Origin of the sequence: Saccharopolyspora soli (assembly GCF_022678645.1) — a bacterium.
GTDB lineage: Bacteria > Actinomycetota > Actinomycetes > Mycobacteriales > Pseudonocardiaceae > Saccharopolyspora > Saccharopolyspora soli.
The window spans coordinates 48,212-65,814 of sequence record NZ_JALBWV010000003.1; the positions used below are offsets into that span (position 1 = coordinate 48,212).

Below are 17,603 nucleotides of genomic sequence, written 5' to 3' on the forward strand. Positions count from 1 at the left end.
CGCTCACGACTTCGGGATCGCCGCGGTGCCCTTGACCTCGACCAGCGCATCGGCGTCCCAGAGGCGGGTGACACCGATAGCGGCCATCGCCGGGTAGTGCCGACCGATGAGCTTGCGCCACACCGCGCCGATTTCCCCGGCGTGCTCGCGGTAGGCGTCCACGTCCACGAGGTAGATCGTCAGCTCGGTAAACTGCTCCGGGCTGCCGCCAGCGGCGCGTAGTGCGCTGAGGATGTTGCCCAGGGCCTGTTCGAATTGCGCGACGATGCCGTCGCCGACGATCTTCCCGGCTGAATCGAGCGCGGTTTGCCCGGCGAGGAACACCAGGCGGCAGTCGTCGGCGACGACAGCGTGGGCGAAGCCCGCCGGTCGGGCGAGCCCTTCGGGGTTGATCCGTTGGATGGTCACGATTGAACCGCTCCTCCGTCCACAGTGATCCCTTGTCCGCTGATCGCCGCGTTGCGCAGGCAGAGCTCCACGACGTCGGCGACCTCCTCCGGGCTGATCAACCGGCCGATCGGCTGCCGGTTCCGCAATGCGCTGCGGGCTTGCTCCGCGCTGCGTCCGGTCTTGGCGGCGATGTTGTCGATGCTGCGCTCGGTCATCGGTGTGTCGACGAAACCAGGGCACACGGCGTTGACCGTGACGCCGGTCCTGGCCAACTCCGCGGCGGCTGATCGCACCAACCCGAGCACGCCGTGCTTGCTCGCGGTGTAGGCGCTGACGTACGGGTCGCCGCGCTTGGCGGCCATCGAGGCGATCACCACGATTCGACCGAAGCCGCGCTCGACCATCGCTGGAACCGCGCGGCGCAGGAAGCGGAACGGCGCGGTCAGGTTGATCTCCAGCGCACGGTCCCAGTCGTCATCGGTGGTCGCGACCAGCGGCGCCGAGGTGGCCGTGCCCGCGTTGAGCACGAGCACCTCGACCGGCCCCCACTGACGTTCCACGGCGCCGAAAACCCAGTCCGGAGCGTGCTCATCGGCCAGGTCGGCGGGCAGGTCGAGGGTCGCCGCGGGCAGTTCCGCGGCGACCGCGGCGAGTGCCTCGGCATTGCGCGCGGTGAGGGCGACCCGGTTGCCGGATTCGGAAAGCCGCTGCGCGATGGCGCGCCCGATGCCGCGACTGGCTCCGGTGACCAGGCAGTTTCTCGTCGTCACGCGGCGATATTACGTATAATTGACGGTCGTGCGCAATGCGGCATACCCTGCCGAGGGTGGGAGGCGACGGAAGGAGTGCGCGGTGCGCGTCGCGGTCATCGGTGGCGGTCCAGGCGGTTTGTACTTCTCCGCACTGCTGCGGCAGCTCGGCCCGGAGCACGAGATCACGTTGTGGGAGCGCAACTCCCCGGACGACGCCTTCGGGTTCGGCGTGGTTTTCTCCGACGAGACACTGGGCGGGATCGAACATGCCGATGTCGGGATCTTCCAAGCCATGCAACGGGATTTCGCCAGGTGGGACGACATCGACGTGCACCACCGGGGCACCGTGTTCACCTCCGGTGGGCACGGCTTCGCCGCGATGAGCCGCAAGCGGTTGCTGCGCATCCTGCAGGACAGGTGCCGCGAGTTGGGCGTGGCACTGCACTTCCGCGTCGAGGCGCCGGACGTCGAGGAACTGGCCGCCGACCACGACCTGGTGGTCGTCGCGGACGGCGTGAACTCGCCGGTCCGCGACCGGTATCCGGAAACGTTCGGTCCCGGCGTGGAAACCGGGCGGTGCAAGTACATCTGGCTTGGGACCGACCTGGTCTTCGACGCGTTCAAATTCGTCGTCCAGGACACGCCGTACGGCATCATGCAGCTGCACGGCTACCCCTACAGCCGGGATGCCAGCACCTTCATCATCGAGCTGCACGAGGACGTCTGGCAGCGGGCCGGATTCGCGGACTTCGCCGCCTCGGCGTCAACCCGGCCCGGCGACAGCGACGAGAAGTCGATCGAATTGATCCGCGAGCTGTTCGCCGACGCGCTCGCCGGGCACGAGGTCGTCGGCAACAACTCGAAGTGGCTGAACTTCCGGACGGTGCGCTGCGAGTCGTGGCGGCGCGGCAACGTCGTGCTGCTGGGCGACGCGGCGCACACCGCGCACTTCTCCATCGGCTCGGGCACGAAACTGGCGATGGAGGACGCGCTCGCGCTGGCCGCCTGCCTGCACGAGCAGGCCACGATCCACAGAGCGCTGGAATCCTACGAGACGGAGCGGCGGCCGGTGGTGGCCTCCACCCAACGCGCTGCGCAAGCCAGCCTGGAGTGGTTCGAGAACATCGGCCAGTACGTCCACCAGGAACCCGAGCAGTTCGCCTTCAACCTGCTCACCCGCAGCCGCCGGGTCACCTACGACAACCTGCGGCTGCGCGACCCGGAGTTCGTCGCCGGGATCGACACCTGGTTCGCCGGGCAGGGCGAGGTCCGGCCGCCGATGTTCCAGCCGGTCCGGCTCGGCCCCCTGGAGTTGAACAATCGGGTCGTCGTGTCGCCGATGGACATGTACTGCGCCACCGACGGCGTGCCCGGCGAATTCCACCTGGTGCACCTCGGCGGCAAGGCGCTCGGCGGCGCGGGACTGGTGATGACCGAAATGGTGTGCGTGTCCGAGCAGGGACGCATCACGCCTGGCTGCGCGTGCCTGTGCACCCCGGAGCAGGAAGCCGGGTGGCGTCGGGTGGTGGATTTCGTGCACGGCAACAGCGCCGCGAAGATCGGCATCCAGCTGGGCCATTCCGGCCGCAAGGGCTCGACGAAGCTGATGTGGGAGGGCATGGACGACCCGCTGGAGGAAGGCAACTGGGAGGTCGTCGGACCTTCCCCGGTGCCGTACTCGGAGCGCAACCAGACGCCGCGCGAGTTGACCGTGGCGGATCTCACCGAGATCAAGCAGCAGTTCGTCGCCGCCGCGCAGGCGGCCGCGCGAGTCGGTTTCGACGTGCTGGAACTGCACTGCGCCCACGGCTACCTGCTGTCGTCGTTCATCTCACCGCTGGCCAACCACCGAACCGACGACTACGGCGGCTCGTTGGCCAACCGGCTGCGGTTCCCGCTGGAGGTGTTCGACGCGGTCCGCGAGGTGTGGCCGCGTGACCGGCCGCTGACGGTGCGGATCTCGGCCACCGATTGGCACGAGGGCGGCGTGGACGCGGACGAGGCGGTGCGCGTCGCCCGCGCGTTCGCCGAACACGGCGCGGCCGGGATCGACGTTTCCACCGGACAGGTGGTCAAGGCGGAGCGTCCAGCGTTCGGGCGCAGCTACCAGACGCCGTTCGCGGACCGGATCCGCAACGAGGTGGGACGCGACTACGACATCGCGGTGATCGCGGTCGGTGCGATTTCCTCCTACGACGACGTCAATTCGCTGATCCTGGCCGGTCGAGCCGATCTGTGCGCGGTCGGCCGAACCCACCTCTACGATCCACAGTGGACGCTGCACGCGGCGGTGGAACAGGACTACGACGGCCCCGGCGCTGTGTGGCCGAAGCCGTTCCGGGCCGGGCGGCGCAAGCCGCAGCTCGGGCGCACCGACGGTCCGAAGCCCCGCCTGGAACTCATCCGCAGCGGCGGCTCGGGCACCGCCCACGCGCGTTGGAACCCGTCGGAAGGGACGAAATGAGCACGTTCGCACTCAGCGCGCAGCAGCGCGAGTTCGCCGCATGGGTCGGCCGGGTGGGTGCCGAGCAGCTTCGGCCCGTCGTGGCGGCCGGTGCGCCGGGCACGGTGAACCGGGAGCTGATCAAGGCGATGGGGGATTTGGGGCTGCTGGCTCGGCTGTTTCCCGGCGGTTCGGTGTCGCGCGAGGCCGCCTCGTTGGACCTCTGCCTGCTGCGCGAGTCGCTGGCGCGCGTGAGCACCGAAGCCGAAACCGCATTGGCGTTGCAAGGGTTGGGCAGCTACCCGGTGTTGCAGTCCGGCCAGGACGAACAGGTGCGGCGGTGGATTCCCGCCGTGGCCGCGGGTGACGCGGTCGCGGCGTTCGCGCTGACCGAACCCGAGGCAGGATCCGACGCGGCAGCGCTGGGGCTGGCCGCCGAACCGGACGGTGACGGCTGGCGCCTGACCGGCGAGAAGATTTGGATCTCCAACGCCCCGGAAGCCGACTTCTACACGGTTTTCGCCCGTACCACCGCAGGCGCGGGGGCCAGGGGAGTGAGCGCGTTCGTCGTCCCCGCCGAGCGCGCCGGGCTGTCCGGAGAACACCTGGACATGATCAGTCCGCATCCTATCGGCCGGTTGACCTTCGACGGGGTCCAGGTGCACCGGGCGGAGCTGTTGGGGGAGCCGGACCGGGGATTCCGGGTGGCGATGCGAACCCTCGACCTGTTCCGCCCGAGCGTGGGTGCGTTCGCGGTGGGCATGGCGCAAGCGGCGCTGGACGCTGCGGTCGAACACGCCGCGTCGCGCCAGGCATTCGGCGGACCGCTGAAAGACCTGCAGGCCGTGTCGCATCCGCTAGCCGAAATGGCCACCCGAACGGAAGCGGCGCGCCTGCTGGTGTACTCGGCGGCAGCGGCCTACGACGCCGGAGAGCGGAACCTGGCGGCGCGCTCGGCGATGGCGAAGCTCTTCGCGACGGAAACGGCCCAGTCCGTGGTCGACGCGGCGGTCCAGATCCACGGAGCCCTAGCCCTGCGAAAGGGCCACCTCCTGGAACACCTCTACCGAGAAGTCCGAGCCCCCCGAATCTACGAAGGAGCCTCAGAAGTCCAACGCACCATAATCGCCCGCACTCTCTACGGCTGAAGCCCCGGGTGAGGGGCACCTGTGACCCAGTTACTTGGTCACAGGTGCCCCTCACCTGCTTCGGCAGTGTCGCTCGCGCTCAGCAGGCTGGGGAGTTCTCGCGTGCGGTGTGTACCTCGCGCGGTGCGTCTGCGCCTTCCGCAAGCAAGTTCGCCAGACCTCGTTCGGTGAAGACGAGATCAACCCCATCGCAACTGTCGCCTGCCCGAAACTCGATCTCATCCCGAAACACCGCGTATTCCAACGGGCAGTCATCGATCACGATGCAGGTTCTCCCAGCACGCGCTGGCGCGCACAACGTTCCTCGACGCCATCAAGGGCGGCGACTTCGACTGAGTGCCGTGCCGTGGTCAGCGGCCTTGCCAGTTCGGGGGGCGTTTGGCGTTGAAGGCGGCGTGGAATTCCGCGTAGTCCGCCGTTTTCATCAGCAGTGCTTGGGTTACCGCTTCCAGTTCCAGGGCACCCGACAGGCTCATGTCGAGTTCTCGGGTGAGCAGTTCTTTGGTCTGGGCGTAGCCCTGGAACGGACCTGTTGCTAGGCGGCGGGCGAGGGTGTGCACCGCTTCGTCGAGTTCGTCGTCTTCGACGAGTTCGCTCACCAAGCCGTAGCGTTCGGCCTTCTCCGCCGTGATGGTGTCGCCGAGCATCAGCAGTTGGGTGGCTCGGCCGAGGCCGACCAGACGGGGGAGCAGGTAGGCCGCGCCCATGTCGGCACCGGAGAGGCCGACCTTGGTGAACAGGAAGGCGAACTTCGCCGAGCGGGACGCGATGCGGAAGTCCGCCGCTAGTGCGATGACCGAGCCCGCTCCGGCGGCCATGCCGTGCAGCGCCGCGATGATCGGGATCGGGCACTCCCGCATCGCCCTGATCACCGCGCCGGTCATTTTGGTGAACTCCAGCAGCCGGTCGGGGCCCATCTTCAGGGTTTCGCCGATGATCTCGTTGACGTCGCCGCCGGAGCAGAACGCCCGGCCCTCGCCGCGCAGCACGAGCGCTCGGGTGTCATCGCGCTGAGGCAGCTCGGTCAGCAGGTCCCGCAGGTCTGCATATGCCTCGAAGGTGAGCGCGTTGAGCTTGTCCGGGCGGTCGAAGGTGACCGTGGCGACGCCCTCGGCGTGCGCGAAGCCGAAGTGCTGCCACTCGTCGTTGAGCGGGACCGATCCGCGAAACGGGCTCATGCCAGCGTCCTCCCTTGCAATGCCGGGTCGAGGCGGAGAGTATCACCGATTTTTGACTGCCGTTATCAAGGCGACATGCTTGACGGACAGTATGGCGAGATGTTGACTGTCGTCACATCAGGCGAATAGTTGGGGCATCATGTCGCCCCTGCCGTCCTTGGAGGGAGTGCTGCTGCATGCAGCCTTCGTCGCAGTTATCGGTCTCCGGGCATGTCGACACGTTCTCCCGGGACAGCCTGCCACCGCGCGAGCAATGGCCGCAGTTCCGCTTCGATCTACCAGAACTGGCCTATCCGGAACGCCTCAACTGCGCGGAGGTGCTGCTGGACGAAGCGGTGGCGCGGTGGGGACCGGACCGGACCTGCTTGATCACGCCCACCGAGCGGTGGACTTACGGGGAACTCCAACTACGCGCCAACCAGGTCGCGCAAGTGCTCACCGAGGACTTCGGACTGCAGCCGGGCAACCGCGTCTTGCTGCGCGGCCCGAACAATCCCTGGCTGGTGGCGACGTGGTTCGGCGTCATCAAGGCGGGTTGCGTCGCGGTGACCACGATGCCGCTGCTGCGCTCCGGCGAAATCAGCCAGCTGATCGAACTCACCCGCCCGGCGCTGGCGCTGTGCGACCACCGCTTCGTCGCCGAACTCGACGGCACAGCACTGAAAGTTCCCGCCACGACCTACGGCGTCGACGCGGCGGCGAGCCTCGATCGACGTTGCGCGGCCAAGAGCGGCCAGTTCACCGCGGTGCGCACGGCGGCCGATGATGTCGTGTTGCTGGCGCCGACCTCCGGAACCACCGGAAAACCCAAAGCGACCATGCACTTCCACCGCGACGTGCTGGCCAATGCGGACACCTTCGCCAAGTACGTGCTGAAACCGAACGCGGACGACGTGTTCACCGGAACGCCGCCGCTGGGCTTCACCTTCGGACTCGGTGGACTGGTGGTGTTCCCGATGCGCGTCGGCGCGTCGTCGCTGCTGCTGGAGAAGGCGGGCCTGGACGAGTTGGCGGCTGCCATTGCCAAGCACGGCGTCACGGTCCTGTTCACCGCGCCGACCGCTTACAAGGCACTGTTGTCGGCGGACCGGGGAAAGGATCTGGTGAGCCTGCGGCGCTGCGTGTCGGCCGGGGAACACCTGCCCAAGGAGGTGTGGGAGGAATTCCACCGCCGGACCGGCATCAAGATCATCAACGGGATCGGTGGAACCGAGCTGCTGCACATCTACATCTCGGCCGCCGACGACGACATCCGACCAGGCGCCACGGGCAGGGTGGTGCCCGGATTCGAGGCAGCGGTCATCGATGACGACGGAACGCCGGTACCTGATGGAGCGCCCGGCCGACTAGCGGTGCGTGGGCCGACCGGCTGCCGCTACCTCAACGACGCCCGACAGCAGCAGTACGTGCAGCACGGGTGGAACATCACCGGCGACACCTACATTCGGGACGGCGAGGGGTACTTCTGGTACCAAGCGCGCAACGACGACATGATCATCTCGTCGGGGTACAACATCGCCGGACCCGAGGTGGAGGAAGCACTGCTCGGCCACCCGGATGTGGTCGATGCGGCAGTCGTGGCCGCACCGGACGAGGAGCGCGGCACGATCGTCAAGGCATACATCGTGCTGCGCGACGGCCTGGTCGGCGACGACGATAAGACGGCGGAACTGCAGGACTTCGTCAAGCAGCGGATCGCGCCGTACAAGTACCCGCGCGCGATCGAGTTCCTCGAAGCCCTACCGCGAACCAGCAACGGCAAGCTCCAGCGATTCGTCCTCCGCGAACGAGCCCGAGCCTGACCGGCGCAGTCGCCCGGCCTCGCCCCTGGCTCGCCGGGGGGGGGGGGGGGGGGGGGGGGGGGGGGGGGGGGGGGGGGGGGGGGGGGTGCCCCCCCCCCGGGGGGGCCGCGCCCCCCCCCCCCCCCACCCCTCCTCAAACGGTCCCTAGCTGTCGAGGGCGGACTGGATCCGGGCCGCCGCCGCGACGACCTGGGCTCCGAAGCGTTGGCCGGGGCTGGGTTGGAGTCGCTGTATCGGGGCCGAAAGGCACACCGCGGCGATGGTGTCGCCGTGCAGGCGCACCGGCGCGCTGACCGAGCCGACACCCGGCGCCCGCGCCTGCATGCTCTCCACCCAGTCGTAGCCGTCCGGATTCCGTTCGCCGAGCAGCACTTGGCCGGACGAGCCGTGCGGGAGCGGGTTGAGGGTGCCCACCGGCTGGCTGGCGCGCAGTTCCTCCGGCGACTCGACGCTCACGACGCACAACCGGTGGTCTGCGCGCCGCACCCACAGCTGCACCGATTCCCCGGCCGTTGCGCACAGTTCGGCCAGTACCGGGCGCGCCGCTTCGGCGAGGGCCGAGGTCGCGAAGCGCGAGCCCAGGTGGAAGCAGCCGGAGGCGTCGCGGCGCAGCAGGCCGTGCGCGACCAGGGCGCTCGCCAGCCGGTGCGCGGTGGACACCGTGAGACCGAGCGTTCTGGCCAGCTCGCTGGTGCCCATCGGCTGTCGCTCGACGCAGTCCAAGATGGCCACCGAGCGGTCCAGCACGCCGACTCCGGTGGTGAACGGTTCCGGCATGGTTATCGCCGGACCGGGGCGGGCGCGGCGGGGACCTTCGCCAGCGCGGACGGCAATGCGTGCCCGACCAGTTCGGCCAGCTGATCGCGCAGCGCGCCGAGCTTGGTGACGTCGACTCCGGTGTCGACGCCTTCCCGGTGGAACAGGTGGATCAGGTCGTCGGCCGCGATGTTGCCGGTCGCGCCCGGCGCGAACGGGCAGCCGCCCAGCCCGCCGAGCGCCGCGTCGAAGCGGCGGATGCCGCACCGGTACGCCTCCCAGGCATTCGCGTCGGCCATGCCGTAGGTGCTGTGCAGGTGCAGACCGATCCGTTCGACCGGGAACACGTCGCGCACGGCAGTGATCGCGCGGTTGATGTCGCGAGGTGAGGCCGCGCCGATGGTGTCGGCGAGGTGCAGGACGTCGACGCCGATGTCCGCGTAGTGCCGAGCGACCCGAACCACCCGCTCCACCGGGGTGTCACCGTCGAAGGGGCAGACGAACGCGGTGGCGATGCAGCCCTCGGTGCGGATTCCCGCATCGTGCAAGATCTCGGCGGCGCGCGCGAGGCGCTGCATCGCATCCGCCGTGCCGACACCGGAATTGGACTGGCTGTGGCCCTCGCTGGCCGACATCACCAGCCGCACGTGCTTCGCGCCCGCTTCCACCGCCCGCTGCGCACCCCGCTCGTTGAGCACGAGCGTGTGGCAGGTGGCCGGTTGGTCGGCCAGCCCGGCGACGACCTCGGCGGTGTCGGCCATCGTCGCCACTCGCGCGGGATTGACGAACGAACCGATCTCCAGGTGCTGGAAACCGGCGTCCACCAGCAACTTCCCAAAGCGCAGCTTGTCGGCGGTCGGCACGATCACCGGCTCGATCTGCAGTCCGTCGCGCAGCGACACCTCGGTGATGAGCACCAATTCAGATCACTCCTCCAGCCCGCAGTTCGGCGGTGTCCGCTGGCGAAAGCCCAAGCTCGGCCAGCACTTCGTCGGTGTGCGCACCCAATTCCGGCCCCAGCCAACGGGTACCGCCCGGCTCCTCGGTGAGCTTCGGGACGATACCGGGAAACAGCACCTCGCGGGTCTGGTCCCCCTCGATGCGCACCGGATGGCGTTCGTGCATGCCGCGAGCCGCGAAATGCGGGTCGGCGACGATGTCCGGCACGTCGTAGATCGGCCCGCTGGGCACCGAGGATTCCGCGAGCAGTTCCAGGACACGAGAACTGTCCAAGTTCTCGGTCCAGGAACTGATCGCCTCGTCGATCTCGGCACTGCGCGCGACCCGGCCCACGTTCGTCTGCAATGCGGGGTCATCGGCCAGATCGGCCCGGCCGATCAGCGTCATCAGTCGGGCGTAGATGGCGTTGTTGTTGCCACCGACCACCACATATTTGCCGTCGGCGCAGCGGTAGGTGTTCGACGGCGCCACGCCGGGCATGGTCGCCCCGGTGGCTTCCCGGGTGACGCCGAAGGCGTCGAAGTCGGGGATCGAGGACTCCATCAGCGAGTAGACCGCCTCGTAGAGCGCTACGTCCACGGTCTCGCCCGGCTGGCCCGCACGGCGGTGCAACAGCCCCATCAGGGCGCCGATGACCGCGTACAGACCGGCGACCGAATCAGCGAGGCTGACCCCGGTGCGCACCGGCGGCATGCCCGGATATCCGGTCAGGTGCCGCACCCCGCCGTACGCCTCGGCGACACCACCGAAGCCGGGGCGTCCCCGGTACGGACCGGTCTGGCCGAAACCGGAGATCCGCACCAGCACGGCCGCCGGGTTGATCTCGCGGATCTCCACCGGGCCGAGGCCCCACTTCTCCAGCGTGCCGGGCCGGAAGTTCTCCAGCACGACGTCCGCCCCGGCGATCAGCTTCCGCGCGACGTCCTGGCCCTGTTCGGAGCGCAGGTCGAGGGTCACCGAGCGCTTGTTGCGCGCCATGGTGCGGAACAGCAACGACACGTCGCCGCCGTGCAACCGCCAACTGCGCAGCTCGTCGCCGGTACCGGGGCGTTCGATCTTGATGACGTCGGCGCCGAACTCGGCGAGGATCCGACCCGCGGTCGGGGCCGCGATGAAGTTGCCGAGCTCGACGACCCGGACCCCGGTCAGGGGGCCCTGCCCATTGGGCGCCATCGCAACCTCTCCTGTTGTCACGGGCACTTCCAGTGGTGACGTGGTCACCGGGGGTCCGCAGGTCGATGCGGAGTCCGTCTTCGCAAGCCCTGCTTTATCAATATTTGGGAAATCTATGCCTCTATTCGGCAAGTCGGTAAAGTATCCGCTCGGACCAGGATTAACAAGATCTTGACCGCGCAACGATTACGGGTAGACTTCGCCGGTCCGTCTTCGTCGCCGCCAGGTGGGCACAACCTGCCTGAGCGGAAAAGCGCTGCTGGCAGCAGACCGTGGAGTCGGCGTGCGCCGACCCCGACGAATCGGACCCATAGTGATGTCGGACATCGTTGTCTTCGCCAACACCGCGATAACCATCATCGGTGTTGTGGTGCTCATCCTCCGGGCCAAGATCAGCCCGGCGATCGCGCTGGTGGTCGGCGCGATATACCTCGGCCTGGTCTCCGGGCTCGGACCCGAGCAGACCATCAAGTCGATCACCACCGGCTTCGGTGACCTGATGACCGAGGTGGGCCTGCTCATCGCGTTCGGTGTGCTGCTCGGCTCGCTGATGGCCTCGCTCGGCGCGATCGAGAAACTCGTCGACCTGCTGGTGCGGACCTTCGGGGCGCGGGCGTTGCCCTACACCTTCGGCACCACGGTCGGCACGCTGCTGCAATCGATCTTCGCCGACGTGCTCCTGGTGATCACCGCGCCGCTGGCCAGCCGATTGTCCCGCCAGGTCGGGCCGTACGGCGCGGCGCGGATGTGCGCGACGATGGCGCTGGGCATCGAGGTCGGCCTGGTGTTCGTGGTGCCCGGTGTCGGGGCGGTCGCGCTGGCCGGGGTGCTGCACCTGCCGTTCGGCAAGATGTTCATCTTCGGTGTCGTCACGGCGGTTTTCACCATCGTCACCACGCTGGCGCTGTTCACCGCGCTGGCCAAGCGCGGGCTGTGGAACCCGAAGCTGGACGAGACCGAGGAATTACCGGTCGCCGACGTCGCCGTGGACAAGTCGGAGCGCAAACTCCCGCCGCTGGGTCTGTCGTTGACCCCGCTGCTGCTGGCGTTGGCGCTGATCGCCTTCGGTGCGATCGCGGAAATGGCGGGGTTCAGCTCGCCGGTGGTGGCCTTCCTCGGCGACCCGGTGATCGCCCTGCTCATCGGCCTGATCGGGGCTCTGATCATCGCGCGGTGGAAGCTGCCGACTGAGCAGACCGCGGCGGCGTTCCGACGTGGTTTCCACGAAAGCGGGCAGATCCTCATCCTCACCGGTGTCGGCGGTTCGCTGGCGCAGACGGTGAAGGACATCGGCTTGGGCGAGTTGTTGAAGGGCTACTTCTCCACCAGCACGGTCGTCCCGCTGCTGCTGGTGTGGGTGGTCGCCGCGGTGCTGCACATCGCGATCGGCTCGGTGACCCTGGCATCGATCACCGCCGCCGGGGTGCTCGGCCCGGTGATGCCGATGCTCGGCATCGACCCGATCTTCGTCGCGTTGGCGGCCGGGGCGGGGTCGCTGTTCGTCGTCCACGCCACCAGCAACACCTTCTGGCTGCTGCAGACCCTGCTGCCGCAGACGACCCGCGGCGCGCTGAAATCGGTCACCCTGACGGTCTCGTGCGCCTCGATAATCGCCATGGTCCCCATCCAGCTCATGGCGCTGGTGTTCTGACGCCCTGCGGTGGCCGCGCTGGGTTGGACAGCGGACCAAACGCTGTCCAACCCAGCGCGGTCAGTTGGTTCGAGCTCCCAGGACTTCCGCGGCGAACCACCGTTTCCCCAGGTCGTGCAACAGGGTCTCGCCGTCGGCGGAAGGTGCGAGCAGGGCGAGCAGGCCCCGGCGGCCTTCGATCGGCTGGGCCGGTGCGGTGAAACCGCGCTCGCCCAACATCGCGGCCTCGATGCCGTCGGCGGCAGCGAACGCCGCGCGCAGGGCTGTCGTTTCCGGTTCCTCGGAGCCCGACACGGTAGTCACCTGCGTAGCGGCGAGGCCGAGCGCGTGGCGTGCGGCGACCGGTTCGGTCGACCCGGCGAGCGCGGCGCCGACGACCGCGAGCGCTTCCGGTCGGGCGCCGAGTGCGGCGGCCAGTCGGCACGCGACCTCGCAGCCGAGGACGGTCGCCCGATCCGCGTTGGCAGCATGGCGAATTCCGGCCACGGCCGCTGTTGCCGCGACCAAGGTGTGCACACCCGAATAGGCCAGTCCCGCCGCAGCGTCGAGCGCGCGCATGCGCAGATCGTCTTCCGGATGGGTCGAGCGCAGCGCCGCCAGGTGTTCGTCGTGCTGCGCGGGGTAGGCCATCGCGAAGTCGGCAACCGCGGTGCGGAGTTCGACTGGTATCGCAGGGTTTTCGGCCAGCACGAACCGAACCAGCGAACCGCTGATGTCCGTCATGATCATTCCTCCCCGGTGCATGCCTTCATGAACTTGGTCAGGTATCCAGGTCCGTCGCCAGCGACCGCCTTGACGACGGCGTCGGCGCCGCCGGGCAGCACCGGTTCGACGAGTCGGTGGACCTTGGTGTGCAGGTCCGCATCGGTCAGCGGGTTCGCCAAGCTGCCGCGCGCGGTCGGGACGTGCTGCCGCAGCACGTTGCCATCCTCGGTGGTGACCAAGACCTCGGCTTCCGCTCGCACGCGCTCCGGCTCGGGCACCAGCCGCACTTTCGCGCGCAACTGGGTCGCTGCGGCCGAAGCGACGAAATCGTCTTCGTAGGCAGCGAGATCGACGGTGCCCAGCAACAGACCCGCCGCAACACCGTGCACAGTGGAGAATCGCGCTTGCAGCCCGTCTCTCGGAGTCGGATTCCCGGTGAGCTCGGGAACCAGGGGATGGCAGCGGACCTCGACGCTGGCCACCTCGTCCGCCCCACCGGCCGCCTTAAGCGGCGCCGCGAGGTGCTCGGCGGCCTCGATCGCCGGATGCGTGACGATGCCGCACGGGTAGGGCTTGAACGTGTTGTGCCGCAACTCGAAACGCTCGCCGAGCTCGCCGACGAACTGCTGCTCGTCGTATTCCCTCGCGAGTCGTGCGGTGAAAGCTTCGAGGGTGTCGCCCGGCGCTGGGCCGTCCGCCGCCGCCAGCCGCGCCGCGAGCATGCCGTTGGCCGCGGCTTTGCCCGGATGGAACGGCTTCGTCATGGTGCCGAAGCCCTCCCGCATGCCGAGCCCGCGACCGATTCCCCAGAACAGCGCCGAGGCCAGCCGACGTCCGCGCAGGCCGAGCAGCAGTGCGGACGTCACGGCCGCACCGAACGCCCCGCAGGTTCCGGTGATGTGCCAGCCCAGGTCGTAGTGCGAGGGCGAAACAGCCACGCCGAGGCGCAGTTGCAGTTCGCACCCCCATGCGTAGGCGGTCAGCACGTCGGTGGCCGGTGCGGTCCCGACCTCGGGTTCGAGCGCGGCCAGCGCGCCGAGGCAAGCGGCGCCCGGGTGGATGACGGTGGCCAGGTGCGTGTCGTCGAAGTCGTCGAGGTGGGCGGCGATTCCGGTGGCGATCGCGGCATCCACCGGCGCGACTTCCGCGCGACGTCCAGGAATGCGGGCGGCTCCGCGAGAACCGGCTACGACCGCGTCCACTGCCGCGTGCCCGCTCGCGCCGATCGCGGTTCCGGCCACGTTGAGCAACGTGCGGCGCGCCATGGCGAGCACGTCCTCGGGCAACGGCCGCGCAACGGCCTCGTCGATCAGCTCGGCGATTCGTTTGGTGTCCACTGATCTCCTTCGTCGTAGTACTCGATCAAAGTCCGACCACCGGTGCGAGCGTCAGCACGCCGGTCACCAGGATGGCCACGCCCAGCACGTCGAACACGAGCCCCGAGCGCACCATGCGGGTGATGGGCACCAGCCCCGAGCCGTAGACGATCGCGTTCGGCGGTGTGGAGACCGGGAGCATGAAGCCGTATCCGGCGGCCGCGGTGGCCACCAGGCCAGGGATGAGCGGATCCACCCCGAGCGCCTGGGCCATGGGCAGCACGATCGGCAGCACGATGCCAACGCTCGCGGTGTTGCTGGTGGTCTCGGAGATCAGCAGTGCGGTGATCGCCGCCAGAACGGTCACACCCGTCAGCGACGACACTCCGATCAGTTCGGAGAAACCGGCGCCCACCCGTTCCGCGAGCCCGGTCTCGGAACTCAGGCTGCCGAGCACGATTCCGGCCGCGAACAACAGGATCGTGCCCCAGTCGATCTTCGCGGCGTCGGACCAGTCCAAAGTGGCCTTCCCCGGTTTGCCCGGCAGCGGCAGCACGAACAGCAGCGTGGCCGCGAGGATCGCGGCGACGCCTTCGGTGAGGTGGTCCCTGACCAGCTCGACGAAACCGTTGTCCTCGCCCAGCACGGGCTGCAGGATGCCGGGACCGGTCCACAGCACGACCGCGAGCGCGAACGCGATTGAGGTGTTCCGCTCGCCCCGGCTGAACGCGCCGAGCTTGGCGCGCTCGGCCGCGACGTATTCCTCGGCGTGGTCCAGCCGCTTCACCTCCGGTCGGTTCAACAGGAGCAGGACCAGGCACAGCACCACGAACATGGCGATCACGATCGGCGCGAACAGCCCGACCCACTGCACGAACCCGATGTCGCGGCCGGTCTGGTCCTCGACCAGCTGCCGCCCGATGAGCTGGTGCGGCGCCCCGATCGGGGTGAACAGCCCGCCGATGCTGGCGCCGTAGGCGATGACCAGCATCAGCGCGGTCGAGGTGCGCGATTGGCGCGGGGCGTTGCCGGTGCTGATCGAACTGACCGCGGCGATCACCCCGAGCCCGATCGGGAACAGCATGGCAACCGCCGCCGTGTTCGAGATGAACGCCGAGATCGCCGCCGCGAGGGCGCCGAAGGCGATCACCGTCCGCGCCGGTGAGCGGACCACACCGGGAATGGACAACATGCGCAGCGCGATGCGCCGGTCCAGCCCGTGCACGGTCATCGCGCGGGCGATCACGAACCCGCCGAGGAACACGAAGATCGTGTCGTTCCCGAACGCGCCGAACACGGTGTCCTCGTCGCCGACGCCGAGCAGCACGCACAGCGATACCGCCAGCAGTGCGGTCACCGCGAGCGGGATCGCTTCCGAGATCCACCAGATCATCACCAGCGCGAAGATCGCCGCCAGGGATCGCTGCGGGCCCGGTAATCCGTCCGCGAACAGCAGCACCGCGGCGAACGCGATGGGGCCGAGCAACAACCCCACGCGGCGGCGGACCAGGTCGAACCGCTCCTGCCGGTCGTGGCTGGTCACCGGCTCCGTTGCCGTCTTCCCGTCCACACCAACCTCCCATGTGCCCGTATTGCGGTACGGTGGTTCGTATCGTGGGCACCTTAGAATCAGGGGGCGAGCAGGCGCAAGCCTCGGTCGCGGCAACGGTGGCGAGATTGCGAGTGGCGTGAGGGGCAAGGTGACAGGGCAGGAAGCGCTGCCGGGCGTGCAATCGATCGACAGGGCCATGGCGCTGCTTTCGGTCTTCACCACGTCACGCCCAGTGGTTGGTGTGTCCGAACTCGCCCGCGCCACGGGACTGGCGCGGGGAACTGCGCACCGGCTGGTGACGGCGCTGGTCTCGCACGGTCTGCTCGCGCACGTGCCGGACACGACGAGCTATTGCCTCGGCCCGCGGTTGCTGGGACTGGCCGAGGTCGCCCGCCAGCAGCTCTCACTTGAGGCGCAGGCGGGCCCGGTGATGGCCTGGCTACGCGATCGCTGCACGGAGACGGTGGGTCTGCACGTCCTCGATGAGCTGCCCAGCAGGCGCACGGTCGCCCAAGCGGAATCCCCGCACCCGCTGCGCCGCACCTACACCGACCTCGGCGCCCCGATCCCCCCGCACCAGGGAGCGCCGGGCAAGCTGCTGCTCGCTTTCGCCGATTACCAGCTGTGCCAACGGGTGCTGGACGGTCCGCTGCCCGCAGCTGATGGCACCGGCAAGGTCGAGGCGCCAGAGCTCGCCGCCGAGTTGGACGAGATCCGGCAGAACGGGTTCGCGCTGTCGTTGGAGGGACGCGTGCCCGGTGTGGTGAGCATGGCCGTCCCGGTGCGGGACCACCAGAGCGAGGTGCGAGCCGCGCTGAGCATCTCGATCCCGTCGGTCCGCGCCGGTCGGGAAGAACTGCTCGCCTTGGTCCCGCTGGCCCGCGAAGCAGCCGAAGACCTATCCCACCGCCTCGGCCACACAACCGCTGTCAAAAGCCGATCAACCTGACTACCTCTCGATCACCGGCCAGTCCGCGCTCCGCGATCCGGTTAGTGCGTTGCGCAGTTTGGTCGTCAGGGTTGTTGGGTTGTCGTGGTTCATGAGGTGGCCTGCGTTCGGGATTTCCTCGTAGGTGGCCTGGGGGAGGGCTTGCAGCAGGATGTCCGCCGCCTTGCGGGGGCAGAAGCTGTCGTTCGCTGCGCCGATCACAGTCACCGGGCAGTTGATCGAGGTCAGCTCGGACGTCAGCGGGTTGCCCCGCAGGCCTGCCATCGCCGTCGCCGCGTTCGCGTAGCCGAGTCCGTCGCCGATGGCCGCTGCGCGGTGGGCTGCCACTTCGGAAACGTCCACCGTGGAGCTCGTGAGCATAGCTTCGGTGTCCTTGCGCAGTGTTTCGCGCATGCCGTCGGTGTCTCCGGCGAGGACCTGCTCGGTTCGGTGGTGGAAGAACTCCGCTGCCGTGTGCCCGACCACCGAAGAGGTGGCGAGTACGATCAGCCCCTTGACCAGGTCCGGCCGCCGCGCCGCAGCAGACAGCACCACGGTGCCGCCCAGCGAGAACCCCACGCACACCGCCGGACCGGAGACCTCGGTTAGGAAGGCGAGCAGATCGTCGCGGAGCTGGCTCAGCGTGCCGTCGGCATCGCCGAGCGTGCTGCCGCCGTGGCCTCGCAGGTCGTAGGCGAAAGTGCGGTGGTCGGTGAACTCCTCCTGCTGACGCCGCCAGCTGCGGTGGTCCTCGGCCAAACCGTGCACGAACACCACCGCTGGTCCGGACCCGCTGGTGCGGTAATGCGTCTCGATGTCGTTCAGCACGGCGGTCGCGGTCTGCAAGCC

Annotated in this window: 15 protein-coding genes; 5 read left to right on the top strand and 10 right to left on the bottom strand. The window is 68.6% G+C overall.

Annotated features, from left to right (window positions below):
• Positions 1 to 3: 3 nt before the first annotated feature.
• Positions 4 to 408 (bottom strand): RidA family protein, encoded by a 405-nt coding sequence (locus MOQ72_RS03055; RefSeq protein WP_242180418.1) that lies wholly within the window; start codon positions 406 to 408, stop codon positions 4 to 6.
• Positions 405 to 1,160 carry an SDR family NAD(P)-dependent oxidoreductase gene (locus MOQ72_RS03060; protein WP_242180419.1) on the bottom strand — a complete coding sequence of 252 codons (756 nt, stop codon included), beginning with the start codon at positions 1,158 to 1,160 and terminating at the stop codon, positions 405 to 407. The genes MOQ72_RS03055 and MOQ72_RS03060 overlap by 4 nt, the downstream gene beginning before the upstream one ends.
• A gap of 82 nt (positions 1,161 to 1,242) precedes the next feature.
• Here MOQ72_RS03060 and MOQ72_RS03065 point away from each other — a divergent pair, with 82 nt between their 5' ends.
• Positions 1,243 to 3,606 (top strand): bifunctional salicylyl-CoA 5-hydroxylase/oxidoreductase, encoded by a 2,364-nt coding sequence (locus tag MOQ72_RS03065; RefSeq protein WP_242180420.1) that lies wholly within the window; start codon positions 1,243 to 1,245, stop codon positions 3,604 to 3,606.
• A complete protein-coding gene (locus tag MOQ72_RS03070) occupies positions 3,603 to 4,733 on the top strand; it encodes an acyl-CoA dehydrogenase family protein (RefSeq protein WP_242180421.1) in 1,131 nt (376 codons plus the stop codon). The genes MOQ72_RS03065 and MOQ72_RS03070 overlap by 4 nt, the downstream gene beginning before the upstream one ends.
• Positions 4,734 to 5,083: 350 nt before the next feature.
• On the opposite strand, the gene MOQ72_RS03075 is transcribed toward MOQ72_RS03070, so the two are convergent.
• The gene (locus MOQ72_RS03075) at positions 5,084 to 5,911 is read right to left on the bottom strand and encodes an enoyl-CoA hydratase family protein (protein WP_242180422.1); all 828 of its coding nucleotides are present in this window, start codon (positions 5,909 to 5,911) and stop codon (positions 5,084 to 5,086) included.
• 176 nt (positions 5,912 to 6,087) lie between these two features.
• Between MOQ72_RS03075 and MOQ72_RS03080 the strand changes: the two genes are divergently transcribed.
• The gene (locus MOQ72_RS03080; RefSeq protein WP_242180423.1) at positions 6,088 to 7,713 is read left to right on the top strand and encodes an AMP-binding protein; all 1,626 of its coding nucleotides are present in this window, start codon (positions 6,088 to 6,090) and stop codon (positions 7,711 to 7,713) included.
• Positions 7,714 to 7,857: 144 nt separating this feature from the next.
• Here MOQ72_RS03080 and MOQ72_RS03085 read toward each other — a convergent pair whose 3' ends face one another.
• The 3 genes from MOQ72_RS03085 to MOQ72_RS03095 are packed head-to-tail and all read right to left on the bottom strand — an operon-like array spanning position 7,858 to position 10,602.
• Complete coding sequence (locus MOQ72_RS03085) at positions 7,858 to 8,490, bottom strand: IclR family transcriptional regulator (RefSeq protein ID WP_242180424.1); 633 nt, start codon at positions 8,488 to 8,490, stop codon at positions 7,858 to 7,860.
• A 2-nt stretch (positions 8,491 to 8,492) separates the two neighbouring features.
• The gene (locus MOQ72_RS03090; protein WP_242180425.1) at positions 8,493 to 9,386 is read right to left on the bottom strand and encodes a hydroxymethylglutaryl-CoA lyase; all 894 of its coding nucleotides are present in this window, start codon (positions 9,384 to 9,386) and stop codon (positions 8,493 to 8,495) included.
• Between the two features lie 4 nt (positions 9,387 to 9,390).
• The gene (locus MOQ72_RS03095; protein WP_242180426.1) at positions 9,391 to 10,602 is read right to left on the bottom strand and encodes a CaiB/BaiF CoA transferase family protein; all 1,212 of its coding nucleotides are present in this window, start codon (positions 10,600 to 10,602) and stop codon (positions 9,391 to 9,393) included.
• A gap of 316 nt (positions 10,603 to 10,918) precedes the next feature.
• Here MOQ72_RS03095 and MOQ72_RS03100 point away from each other — a divergent pair, with 316 nt between their 5' ends.
• Positions 10,919 to 12,253, top strand: a complete 1,335-nt coding sequence (locus tag MOQ72_RS03100; protein WP_242180427.1) for a GntP family permease — start codon at positions 10,919 to 10,921, stop codon at positions 12,251 to 12,253.
• Between the two features lie 60 nt (positions 12,254 to 12,313).
• On the opposite strand, the gene MOQ72_RS03105 is transcribed toward MOQ72_RS03100, so the two are convergent.
• The 3 genes from MOQ72_RS03105 to MOQ72_RS03115 are packed head-to-tail and all read right to left on the bottom strand — an operon-like array spanning position 12,314 to position 15,844.
• Positions 12,314 to 12,976, bottom strand: coding sequence for an MmgE/PrpD family protein (locus tag MOQ72_RS03105; RefSeq protein ID WP_242180428.1), 663 nt, complete (start codon positions 12,974 to 12,976; stop codon positions 12,314 to 12,316).
• Positions 12,977 to 12,978: 2 nt separating this feature from the next.
• The gene (locus tag MOQ72_RS03110) at positions 12,979 to 14,295 is read right to left on the bottom strand and encodes an MmgE/PrpD family protein (RefSeq protein ID WP_242180429.1); all 1,317 of its coding nucleotides are present in this window, start codon (positions 14,293 to 14,295) and stop codon (positions 12,979 to 12,981) included.
• A gap of 25 nt (positions 14,296 to 14,320) precedes the next feature.
• The gene (locus tag MOQ72_RS03115; protein WP_242180430.1) at positions 14,321 to 15,844 is read right to left on the bottom strand and encodes an SLC13 family permease; all 1,524 of its coding nucleotides are present in this window, start codon (positions 15,842 to 15,844) and stop codon (positions 14,321 to 14,323) included.
• A 130-nt stretch (positions 15,845 to 15,974) separates the two neighbouring features.
• Here MOQ72_RS03115 and MOQ72_RS03120 point away from each other — a divergent pair, with 130 nt between their 5' ends.
• Positions 15,975 to 16,775, top strand: coding sequence for an IclR family transcriptional regulator (locus tag MOQ72_RS03120; RefSeq protein ID WP_242180431.1), 801 nt, complete (start codon positions 15,975 to 15,977; stop codon positions 16,773 to 16,775).
• Here MOQ72_RS03120 and MOQ72_RS03125 read toward each other — a convergent pair whose 3' ends face one another.
• Positions 16,776 to 17,600 (bottom strand): alpha/beta fold hydrolase, encoded by an 825-nt coding sequence (locus tag MOQ72_RS03125; RefSeq protein WP_242180432.1) that lies wholly within the window; start codon positions 17,598 to 17,600, stop codon positions 16,776 to 16,778. It lies immediately after the preceding gene.
• Between the last annotated feature and the right edge of the window lie 3 nt (positions 17,601 to 17,603).